This window comes from Raskinella chloraquaticus (SeqCode), from assembly GCF_021731865.1.
GTDB lineage: Bacteria > Pseudomonadota > Alphaproteobacteria > Rhizobiales > UBA4765 > Raskinella > Raskinella chloraquaticus.
Map to the genome: position 1 here is coordinate 1 of NZ_JAKFWN010000012.1, position 10,317 is coordinate 10,317.

The window sequence follows — 10,317 nt, forward strand, 5'->3', positions numbered from 1 at the left end:
ATGGCGCGCGATGCGCGCGCAGCGATTGCCCTTGGCCGGCAGATCATGATTTTTCCCGAGGGGACCCGCCGGCCGCCGGGTGCCGAGCCAAAATACAAATACGGGATCACCCGCATCTACACTGCGGTCGAACAGAGTGTGGTGCCGGTGGTGCTCAATTCGGGTTTTTTCTGGTCGAATTATTTCTGGAGCGGGCATCGCGGCCGCCTGATTGTCGATGTCCTGCCGGCAATACCGGCGGGCTTGAGCGCCGATGAGTTTTTCAAACGTCTGGTGGAGACGATGGAAGAAGCCTCCGACCGGCTGTTCATCGAAACGGCAACGTCGCCGGACGCACCCCCGCTCACTCCCTTCCAGCGCCAGCGCCTGGCCGAATTGCAGGCGAAGGCTGCTCAGGTGTCAGCGCTTCCGGCCGAATCGTAACCACCCTGGCGCAAGCGATCCGTAAGCCAGCTTAACTGCGGATCGTGAATGCCGAGTTCTACAAGGTGGTTCTGTGTGGCGATGACATAGTCGCGATTATCGCCATATCCGCCGCGCCCTTGCTCGACATGGGCCAGCACTGCCTCGTCACTCAGCCTGCCGGCGAATTGCTCGTGGCGCGCATCAGCGACATAACACACCGCTGGAACGGTTCGGTCCTCACCCTCCAGCAGGCGCACCGTGCACGATTTTTCCCGGTAGACGCTGGTCACCAGTTCGCGTGCGCGCAGATATGCCAGCACCGCATCGATATCAGCGTCAGCAATCGCGAACGCCACGCCGCGACAACTGCCGCCATGATCGAGGCCCAGGACCAGCCCGGGGCGCTCGGGTGTGCCGCGGTGGACCAGGGAATAGATGCAGAGCGAGCGATGATAGCCCCATAATCTTGCAGGGAGCGCGCGTTGATAGGGAAAACCAGGTCGCCACATCAGCGAGCCGTAGCCAAAAATCCAGAATTCGCGCATAAGTCCGTCTGCCATCTCTTGAAGTGCGGATGCAACCTGCCCGATTTTGGGCAAGCGTCAATGGTCTTGGCTGGAGAGGCTGGTGCGATGAGGCGCGTTGACCAATGCGCCAGCGATCGTGATCGATGGAGGTTGCGGGCGGTCATCCTGCGTGTCGAAACGGGTCCTTGAGCGCGATGACGGTGCGGAGTTGATATGACTGATATCCAACAAGTGTCGCGCCAGCGACGGCGTGGCTGGGTGGTGTGGCTCTGTCTCGCCGTTGCGGTCGTAACCGGTGTGTGGGGCGGGGTATGGCTGACGATCAGGGCCGAGGTTGAGCGCCAGCTTGATCAGTGGTTGACGGCTGAGGCAGTGCTTGGGCGTGAGCATCATTGTCCGCAGCGCCATATTGGCGGTTTTCCGTTCCGGATTGACGTGGTGTGCCGTGACGCCGTTTTGCAGATGCATACGCCAAACGGTATGATGATTGCCCAGTTCGGGTCGCTGACTGTAACCGCTCTGATCTATAATCCCGATCATGTGATCGCTGACTTCAGCGCGCCGCTCACCATCCGCCAGAAGGATGAGCTGCTTGCCTTCATCGATTTTCAAGGCGGGCAGGCAAGCCTGACGATCCACAATCAGGTGCTTGAGCGGCTCAGCGTCGTTCTGACGCGGCCGTCATTCGCGCGTGCCGACAATATCAGGCCAGAAATTGCCAGCCAGATGCTGGAACTCCATGCGCGCCCCTCGCCCGTCACCGAGGCAAGCAAACGGGATTACGATCTTGCCATCTCGCTCTCGGGGCTGGGTCCAGCCGGCATCCGTCCCCACCAGGGGGCTGATCTCAGCAGTGCCGCGGTGATCCGCGCCGTGCCCTCAACTGCCGGCGAAGATAGCGCGGGCGTGCTTGCCGCCTGGGCGCGGGCGGGCGGTCTGATCGATCTGGTCAAATTAAGGCTGACGCGCGGCGGCGGCATTCTTGGCATCAACGGCAAGCTTGGCTTCAACGAGCGCGGTCTGGCGCAAGGCGGGTTCGAGGCGGTAGTGGCCGACAGTGCGGCCCTGCTGAACGGGCTTGCCATCCCTGGTTTTGGCGATCTGTCGCTTGTCTTCGGCCCAGCGCTGACGCTGGTCGGACGCTCTGGCGAGATCGAAGGCAAGCGGGGAACCAGGGTCGATGTCCGTGTTGATAACGGGCAGTTATCGCTCGGCGCTGTGGTCATCAGGGCATTTCCGCCCGTGTTTTGAGGCGATCATCGCCTATTGTTCCTTTTTGACCGTGCCATGGCGTCCGAAATCGACGGCCTCCGTGTCCTGGCCTGCGGCCAGAATACTGCGGCGAATGGCGCGAGTGCGGGTGAAATGGTCAAACAGCGCCTCACCGTCGTTGTAGCGGATCGCACGGGTCAGCGCGGATAAATCCTCGTTGAAGCGACCGAGCATTTCCAGCACCGCGTCGCGGTTGTGCAGAAAGACATCGCGCCACATGTTGGGGTCGGACGCGGCGATGCGGGTGAAGTCGCGAAAACCGCCGGCGGAATAGGTGATGACTTCCGATTGCGTCACTTCGCCGAGATGGGCGGCGGTGCCGACAATATTGTAGGCGATGAGGTGAGGAATGTGACTGGTGATGGCAAGCACCATGTCGTGATGCTCGGGTGTCATCTCGCTCACATCGGCGCCACATCCCCTCCAGAAGGCTTTGACTGTCGCGACCGCGTCAGGAGAGGAAGAGGGCAGCGGCGTGATGACTGCCCACCGCCCCGTGAAGAGCGTGGCAAAGCCGGCATCCGGTCCGGAATTTTCAGTGCCGGCGATGGGATGGGCGGGCACGAAGTGGACGCCTTCAGGAATATGCGGCGCTATCTGTGCCACGACGGAAGCCTTGGTCGAGCCGACGTCGGAGATGATGGCTCCGGGTTTTACATGGGGCTTCAGCGCTGCAGCGACAGCCCCTGATGCCCCTACCGGCACGCAGATAATGATCAGATCGGCCGTCCCGGCAGGTGCGAGGTCGTCGACAACGTCGCCAAGCTGCAAGGCGCGCGCCCGCGAGCGTACCGTGCTGTCGGCGTCATAGAGAATAACGTGACGTGCCAGACCTCGGCTGCGCGCTGCAAGGGCAAGCGAGGAGCCGATGAGGCCGATACCAACAATGAAGAGCGTATCGACGACAGGATCTGGCGCAGAAACCGTCACGTGCTCATGAACTCCGTCAGGGCAGAGACAACAAGCCGGTTCTGCTCGTCACTGCCAATCGTCAGGCGCAGCGCGGCCGGCAGGCCATAGCCATCGACCCGGCGCAGGATGAGGCCGCGCGCCATGAGGAAGGCATCGGCATCCGCCGCCGTCCTGCCTGTGGTCAACGGGAAATGGATCAGCAGGAAATTGCCGACGCTCGGGGTAACATGAAGGCCAAGCTCGCTCAGGGCTTTCGTCAGCTTCGGCAGCCAAAGGTCGTTGTGCGCGCGCGCTTGTTCAACATGGGCCTGGTCATCAATTGCCGCCGCGCCCGCCGCAATCGCCGCGGCGTTCATGTTGAACGGTCCCCTGATGCGGTTCATGGCGTCAATGACGCCCGGCGGTCCGTAGGCCCAGCCGATGCGCAGTGCCGCCAGGCCGTAGATCTTGGATAGCGTGCGCATCATGATGACATTGTGGTTGCCGGCGACCAGTTCAATGCCCGCTTCGTAGTCATTACGCTGGACGTATTCAGCATAGGCCGCATCAAGAACCAGCAGGCAGGTCGGAGGCAGCGCGGCGTGCAGGCGCTTCACCTCGTCGAAGGGCAGATAGGTGCCGGTCGGATTGTTGGGATTGGCGAGAAAGACAATCCTGGTTCGTGCATTGACCGCGCCAATCAGCGCGTCAACATCGGCGGTGTAGTCCTTTTCAGCGGCGATCACCGGTGTGGCGCCGCAGGCGAGAATGGCGATGCGGTAGACCAGAAATCCGTAGGTGCTGTAGACGGCCTCGTCGCCTGGTCCGAGATAAGCATGGGCGACCAGTGACAGCAATTCATCCGATCCGGCGCCACAGATCAGACGGGCGGGATCAAGCCCGTAGCGCCGGCCGATGGCCCCGCGCAGCACGGTTGCCGAAGGGTCAGGATAGAACGCCAGCTGGGGGCCGAGGCGCGTCAGGGTTTCAACCGCTCGTGGCGAGGGTCCAAGCGGACTTTCGTTGGACGAAAGCTTGTGGACTGTGACGTTTGGTCCGGCGGTTGATTTGCCCGGCACATAGGGGCTGATGGCCATAACGCCAGGCTTCGGCTGCGGCGTGCTCGGGGCTGAAGGGCTCTGTAACATCGGTGTCACTCACTTGACAGGGGAATGGCATAGGTACCGACAAAACGCGCACCCATCGGCAAGGGAATGGCGCGGTCGAAAAAACCGGGCAGCGTTGCCAGTATGTGATGGCGGTGGGCGCTGATGCGCGAGGCGATGGCGGTCGCGCCGGGCACTTGCATGGCGACATCTTCGGGCGCGATGTCGGATGGTGCGTCGAATGCGATCAGCGAGCGGTCCTGCCCGGTTGCTTCCGGTATGATGCGGGCAATCACGAAGGCGCTGGGCAGGGCAACAGCGCCAAGCAGGAAGGGCACGCGGGCGACGATGAGGGCCGGGTCTGCACCCTTGCCCAAGTCCTGCCACCAGGCGGCGCTTGTCTCGTCACCGGCCGGAACGAGGGCAACATCCATCGCCCGCTCGCGGAGCGCGGCAATGGCAGCATCCGGCCCCTCATGCGCCTCAAGGGGTGTGGTGGAGCCGAACTGGAAGCGCGCAAGATCGCGAAAGGACGCCGCGCGCGAGCCTAGCTGGACGGTGAAGGGCGCCTGCAGGCGGATGAAGGCGGTGATGATCTCGCGCCAGATATGCTCGGTTGCCGGCAAGGGGAACGGGCCGTGATGGCGGGCCGCAAGCCGGCGCATCATGTCTGCCTCGCGTGCGGGGCGATAGGCCGAGCGCCCCGGCGTCACGCCTTTGGCGGCTTCGATGCGCGAGACGATCCCGGCGCGACGCATGAGAAGGGCATGCATCTGCGCGTCGATTTCATCGATTTCGGCACGGGCGGTTGCGAGAGCGTTGTTCAGCGGCGATGTGATCATGGCTTTTTCCAATGGGCGCCATGCATAAAGGCGTCAGTCGGCGAAATCAAAGAAAACGTTGACGCTCGCCTTGCCTGCCCATATCGCTGTCACCGTTTCAGCGCTACGGAACCTCCCGGCTGATCGCTGGCGAAGGCTCGCGGTGAAGGGTGCATGGCAGAGCCGGTACCGGATGGGCAATGTGATCGAGACAGAGACTGTCAAGTCATCGTCAGGCATGCAGGCGCGGCGGGAGGCGGACCAGCCGAATTCGCTGGTGGCGCAGTTCAGCGCCAGCGATCCGCTGCCGCTTGACGCCGGCGTTGCCTTCCAGCCGTTGACGGTAGCCTATCAGACCTATGGCGCGCTCAACGCCGACAAATCGAACGCCGTGCTCATCTGTCACGCGCTGACCGGCGATCAGCATGTGGCCAATACCCATCCGGTCACCGGCAAGCCCGGCTGGTGGGAGATCATGGTAGGGCCTGGAAAGCCCATCGACACGGATCGCTATTTTGTCATCTGCTCGAACGTGCTTGGCGGTTGTCTGGGCACGACGGGGCCTGCCTCGACCAATCCAGCCACAGGCGAGGCCTATGGGCTTGAATTACCCATCATCACCATCCGCGACATGGTGCGGGCGCAAGCCAAACTGATCGACCGGCTGGGGATTGACAGCCTCTTTTGTGTCATCGGCGGATCGATGGGTGGAATGCAGGTGCTGCAATGGGCGGCAAGCTACCCCGATCGCGTGTTTTCAGCCATTCCGATTGCGACCGCCGCCAGGCATTCGGCGCAGAACATCGCCTTTCATGAGGTCGGGCGCCAGGCGATCATGGCAGATCCCGAATGGCATGGCGGGCGCTATCTGGCACGCCAGGCCATTCCGGCCAAAGGGTTGGCGGTGGCGCGGATGGCTGCCCATATCACCTATCTCTCCGAGCCCGCACTGCAGCGCAAATTCGGTCGCGAGCTGCAGGATCGCGAGCGTGTCACGTTCGGATTCGATGCCGATTTCCAGGTCGAGAGCTATCTGCGTCATCAGGGTGTGTCGTTTGTCGAGCGCTTCGATGCCAATTCCTATCTCTACATGACGCGCGCCATGGATTATTTCGATCTGGCGGGAGACCATGGCGGCGTGCTGGCGCGCAGCTTTGCCGGTACCAGGACGCGCTTCTGCGTGATCTCGTTCTCCTCTGACTGGCTTTTTCCCACTATCGATTCGCGCCAGACGGTGCATGCGCTCAATGCCGCCAATGCGGCTGTGTCGTTTGTCGAGCTGGCAAGCGACAAGGGCCATGACGCGTTCTTGCTCGATGAGCCGGAACTCTTTGCCACCGTCCGCGGTTTTCTCGAAGCCGCTGCCCGCATACGCGGACTGGCGTAAGGCGCATCATGGCCCGACAGATCCCTCTCATCCCGGAAGCGCGCGTCGATCTGCTGCTGATTGCCGACATGATCGAGCAGGGCGCACGCGTGCTCGATGTCGGCTGCGGCGATGGAGCGTTGCTGCGCCATCTGCGCCTGCAGCGCGGGGTGGAGGGGCGCGGCGTCGACATGAGTTGGGCCAACGTCAACACCTGCGTGGCGGGCGGATTGTCGGTGGTGCAAGGCAATGCCGATCACGACCTTGGGACCTATCCCGATCAGGCGTTCGATGTTGTCATCTTGTCGCAGACGCTGCAGGCGACCGCCAATCCGCGCGATGTGCTGACCCACATGCTGCGTATCGGCAAGCGCGCCATCGTCTCGTTTCCAAACTTCGCGCATTGGCGCATCCGCTGGCAGATCCTCGCCTGGGGGCGGATGCCGGTAACCGAAACCATCGGCTATCGCTGGTACGACACGCCCAATATTCATCTGTGTACCATTCGCGACTTCGTTGAGCTTGCCGGCGAAGTCGGCGCGCGTATCGAGCGGGCGTTGCCGCTCGACCGGCTGGGCCGGCCGTTTCGTGAAACGCTGCCGGTCAGCATCGCCAATATCATGGCGCCACAGGCGCTTTTTGTCCTGACCAAAACGTCTTAACGAACGGGCGTGCGGTTGGTGCGCCGCGGCTCGGCGATGGGGACGAGCACCGGGCGCAGCTGGGCTGCCAGCCGCGAGGCGCGCCGCGCGGGGATTGCCGAATAGACCTGTTTGGTTGCTTCGACAATGTGCACGCCGGCAAAAGGCATGGTGATGGCACGTCCGGTCTTTTCCAGCATCAGCCCGGCACGCAGCAGGGTAGTGCGATTGGTTGGCGGCAGGTACAACGCCTCGCTCCAGTCGAGCGGCGAGAACAGGGTTTCGCGCAGCAGATCGGTCAGCTGGCTGCGCGAATAGGGGCGGCCGTGACCAAAGGGCGTCCATTCGGCGCCCGACCACCAGCCGCGCCGCGAGGGCACGATCAGGATCAGGCGGCCACCGCCATCGAGCGAGCGCCACAGTTCACGCAGAAGATCAGCCGGGTGGCGGCTCACCTCAAGGGCGTGAACGAGAAGGGCGCGATCAACTGAACCTGCGGGGAGCGGCAGGGCGTCTTCCTCGACAAGAGCGGTTGAGGAGGGTTCGCTTGGCCGCGGCCAATGTACGACGCCCTGTTCGGCCGGCATGAAGGCCATGGTTCTGAGCGCGTCGGCACGGAACGGGTTGAGGAAAGGGGTGGCGTAGCCAAGCCCCAGCACCGTGAGGCCGACGACATTGTCCCAGCGCGCCTGAATGCGTGCACGCAGGATGCGCTTCACCATGCGCCCCAGCGGGGTTGCGTAGAAATCACGCAGCCCGACAACATCAAGCGTGGACATGGGCCGTCTGTCTCCTTGGCGGTGGCATTACGGCGCGGCCCCCCCCGCCGGCGCCAGCCTAGCGGCTATTCCGGGCCTCGTGAATGATGCGCCACACTTTCTCTGGCGTAGCCGGCATGTCGAGATTGGTGATGCCAAGCTCGCGCAGCGCGTCAACGAGCGCGTTCATCACCGCCGGCATGGCGCCGGCGCACCCCGCCTCGCCACACCCCTTGACGCCCAGCGGGTTGGTGGTTGCCGGCACGGGATGATTGTGGAACGTGAAGAAGGGCGCGTCATCAGCGCGCGGCATGGTGTAATCCATGAAGGAACCGGTCAGGAGCTGGCCGTTATCGTCGTAGACGACACGCTCCATCAGGATCTGCCCGAAACCCTGGACGATGCCGCCATGGGTCTGCCCCTCGACGAGGAGAGGATTGACGAGCACGCCGAAATCGCCACCGGCCGTATAGCGAGCGATGGTGATGATGCCGGTTGCCGGATCGATCTCAACCTCGGCGATATGGCAGCCATTGGGATAGGCTGACGGCGAGAACTCGTGAATATGCGTGACGTTGAGGTCCTTGGGCACGCCTTCCGGCAGCGTCGTGGTGTGGCGCAGTCGCTCGGCGAGTTCCATGATCGATAGCGCACGGTCGGTGCCGACGACGCGTAATTTGCCGCCCGAAAACTCGATATCCTCGTCACCCGCTTCGAGGAAATGGCCGGCCACGCGTTTTGCTTTCATGATCAGTTCAGCGCTTGCCTCGACGATGGCCGCGCCACTTGCCATGAGCGATTTTGACCCGCCGGTGCCGCCGCCGGCGACAAGCTGGTCGCTGTCGCCCTGGAGGAGGCGGATGCGCTCAAAAGGGATGCCGGTGTACTGGTGCAGGACCTGGGCAAAGGGTGTCCAGTGACCTTGCCCATAATCGAGGGTTCCGGTGATGATGGTGACGCTGCCATCAGCCTCGAAACGCAGGCCGCCCATTTCCTTCATCGGCGGCGCGGTCACTTCAAGATATTGGCCAATGCCGCGTCCGCGCAGCAGGCCACGCTTGCGGCTCTCCTTGCGGCGAGCCGCGTAACCGTCCCAGTCCGCGATCTTCAGCGTCTCATCAAGCAGGGCGGTGAAGTCGCCGCTGTCATAGATCGTGTCGGCAGGCGTCTTGTAGGGCATGTGCGCGGGCAGAATGTGGTTGCGCCGACGCAAGGCCACGCGGTCGATGCCCATTTCGGCAGCGGCGTTGTCGATCAACCGCTCCATATAGAAATTGCCTTCGGGCCGCCCGGCGCCACGATAGGGGCCGATGGGCGGGGTGTTGGTGAACACCGCTTTTGTTGCCACCGCAATCAGCGGCGTCCGGTAAACGCTGATGGTGTTCTTGGCGATGTTGCCCGTGCCGGGCAGGGGGCCGACATGGTTGATGTAGGCGCCGAGATTGCTCACACCCGTGATGCGGACGGCCAGGAACTTTCCGCGCTTGTCGAGCGCCAGTTCGGCGGTCATTTCATGATCACGACCATGATGATCAGAGACAAAACTCTCCGAGCGCCGGTCCGTCCATTTCACCGGGCGGCCCAGCATCCTTGCGGCATGGAGCACGCAGATATATTCAGGGAAGGCACCTGCCTTCATGCCAAACGAGCCGCCGACATGGGGCGTGAGGATACGCAATTTATCGCGCGGCACTTTCAGCAGATCATCGGCGATCGCCGCCCTCAGGCCGAAGGCGCCCTGGCTGCCGACGGTGAGGGTGAATTTCTCCGCCTTGCGATCAAATTCGGCCAGCGCCGAGCGCGGCTCCATCGGATTGACGATGACGCGGCTTGAGGGCAGGCGAAGGCTGGTGACATGGGCCGCAGCGGCAAAGGCGCGGTCAACCGCTCCCATATCGCCGAACGCGTAATCAAGTCCGACATTGCTGGGTGCTTGCGGGTGAAGCAGAGGCGCGCCGTCCTTCACCGCTTCCGAGGCCATCGTCACGGCCGGCAACATGTCGATATCGACCATCACCGCCTCCGCGCCGTCCTGGGCGATGGCAGCACTTTCGGCAACAACGCAGGCAATCGGATCGCCAACAAAGAATACTTTGCCATCGGCCAGCGGCAGACGTTCCGCCTTGCGGATGGGTGTGCCGTCGACATTCTTGTGCGGCATGCGGACGCTGAGGGTTCCGTACCCCGCTTCTGTCAGGTCTTTCTGGGTATAGACGGCAAGAACGCCAGGCATCGCCAGGGCGGCGCTGACATCGATCGATGTGATGAGGCCATGCGCCACCTGGCTGCGGACCATCGCGGCGTAGAGCTGACGGGGGAGCACGACGTCATCGGTGTAGCGCCCCTTGCCCGAGACAAGGACCGGGTCCTCATTGCGGGGAACGCCCTGACCAATGGCATAGCGGCCAGCTTCGATATCAACATGGTCGACGGGGCGGTTCATCGTTTCAGGCTCTCCGCAATTGCCTAACAGTGACGGATCGTGCCCTTGGGCAGTCGAATGACAGCCTCGATTGCCAAAGGATCAGGA

Annotated in this window: 10 protein-coding genes; 4 read left to right on the forward strand and 6 right to left on the reverse strand. The window is 62.8% G+C overall.

Annotated features, from left to right (window positions below):
• The coding region (locus tag ACINK1_RS04985) for a lysophospholipid acyltransferase family protein (RefSeq protein ID WP_395760011.1) at nucleotides 1-423 on the forward strand (423 nt) is incomplete at its 5' end.
• On the opposite strand, the gene ACINK1_RS04990 is transcribed toward ACINK1_RS04985, so the two are convergent.
• Nucleotides 393-965: a gamma-glutamylcyclotransferase gene (locus ACINK1_RS04990; RefSeq protein ID WP_376800125.1), complete on the reverse strand. Its 573-nt coding sequence runs from the start codon at nucleotides 963-965 to the stop codon at nucleotides 393-395. The genes ACINK1_RS04985 and ACINK1_RS04990 overlap by 31 nt on opposite strands.
• Nucleotides 966-1,145: 180 nt before the next feature.
• On the opposite strand from ACINK1_RS04990, the gene ACINK1_RS04995 reads away from it, so the two are divergent.
• A complete protein-coding gene (locus tag ACINK1_RS04995; RefSeq protein ID WP_376800124.1) occupies nucleotides 1,146-2,183 on the forward strand; it encodes a DUF2125 domain-containing protein in 1,038 nt (345 codons plus the stop codon).
• 12 nt (nucleotides 2,184-2,195) lie between these two features.
• Here the strand turns inward: ACINK1_RS04995 and ACINK1_RS05000 are convergent, their stop codons facing one another.
• The 3 genes from ACINK1_RS05000 to ACINK1_RS05010 are packed head-to-tail and all read right to left on the reverse strand — an operon-like array spanning nucleotide 2,196 to nucleotide 5,043.
• Nucleotides 2,196-3,134 (reverse strand): prephenate/arogenate dehydrogenase family protein, encoded by a 939-nt coding sequence (locus ACINK1_RS05000; protein WP_376800123.1) that lies wholly within the window; start codon nucleotides 3,132-3,134, stop codon nucleotides 2,196-2,198.
• Entirely contained in the window at nucleotides 3,131-4,243 is a 1,113-nt protein-coding gene (locus tag ACINK1_RS05005) for a histidinol-phosphate transaminase (protein WP_376800122.1), read from the reverse strand. The genes ACINK1_RS05000 and ACINK1_RS05005 overlap by 4 nt, the downstream gene beginning before the upstream one ends.
• Nucleotides 4,244-4,248: 5 nt before the next feature.
• Nucleotides 4,249-5,043, reverse strand: coding sequence for a chorismate mutase (locus tag ACINK1_RS05010; protein ID WP_376800121.1), 795 nt, complete (start codon nucleotides 5,041-5,043; stop codon nucleotides 4,249-4,251).
• 217 nt (nucleotides 5,044-5,260) lie between these two features.
• On the opposite strand from ACINK1_RS05010, the gene ACINK1_RS05015 reads away from it, so the two are divergent.
• Nucleotides 5,261-6,409 (forward strand): homoserine O-acetyltransferase, encoded by a 1,149-nt coding sequence (locus ACINK1_RS05015; RefSeq protein WP_376800127.1) that lies wholly within the window; start codon nucleotides 5,261-5,263, stop codon nucleotides 6,407-6,409.
• Nucleotides 6,410-6,417: 8 nt separating this feature from the next.
• Nucleotides 6,418-7,050 (forward strand): methionine biosynthesis protein MetW, encoded by a 633-nt coding sequence (gene metW, locus ACINK1_RS05020; RefSeq protein ID WP_376800120.1) that lies wholly within the window; start codon nucleotides 6,418-6,420, stop codon nucleotides 7,048-7,050.
• Here the strand turns inward: metW and ACINK1_RS05025 are convergent.
• Nucleotides 7,047-7,808 (reverse strand): class I SAM-dependent methyltransferase, encoded by a 762-nt coding sequence (locus ACINK1_RS05025; RefSeq protein ID WP_376800119.1) that lies wholly within the window; start codon nucleotides 7,806-7,808, stop codon nucleotides 7,047-7,049. The genes metW and ACINK1_RS05025 overlap by 4 nt on opposite strands.
• A gap of 58 nt (nucleotides 7,809-7,866) precedes the next feature.
• A complete protein-coding gene (locus ACINK1_RS05030; RefSeq protein ID WP_376800118.1) occupies nucleotides 7,867-10,230 on the reverse strand; it encodes a xanthine dehydrogenase family protein molybdopterin-binding subunit in 2,364 nt (787 codons plus the stop codon).
• Nucleotides 10,231-10,317: the final 87 nt, after the last annotated feature.

Bases quoted from the DNA above. Each gene is read 5' to 3' on its own strand.
- ACINK1_RS04995 (WP_376800124.1), top strand. From the start codon at position 1,146: ATGACTGATATCCAACAAGTGTCGCGCCAGCGACGGCGTGGCTGGGTG.
- ACINK1_RS05030 (WP_376800118.1), bottom strand. From the start codon at position 10,230: ATGAACCGCCCCGTCGACCATGTTGATATCGAAGCTGGCCGCTATGCC.
- metW (WP_376800120.1), top strand. From the start codon at position 6,418: ATGGCCCGACAGATCCCTCTCATCCCGGAAGCGCGCGTCGATCTGCTG.
- ACINK1_RS05015 (WP_376800127.1), top strand. From the start codon at position 5,261: ATGCAGGCGCGGCGGGAGGCGGACCAGCCGAATTCGCTGGTGGCGCAG.
- ACINK1_RS05005 (WP_376800122.1), bottom strand. From the start codon at position 4,243: ATGTTACAGAGCCCTTCAGCCCCGAGCACGCCGCAGCCGAAGCCTGGC.
- ACINK1_RS05010 (WP_376800121.1), bottom strand. From the start codon at position 5,043: ATGATCACATCGCCGCTGAACAACGCTCTCGCAACCGCCCGTGCCGAA.
- ACINK1_RS05025 (WP_376800119.1), bottom strand. From the start codon at position 7,808: ATGTCCACGCTTGATGTTGTCGGGCTGCGTGATTTCTACGCAACCCCG.
- ACINK1_RS04990 (WP_376800125.1), bottom strand. From the start codon at position 965: ATGGCAGACGGACTTATGCGCGAATTCTGGATTTTTGGCTACGGCTCG.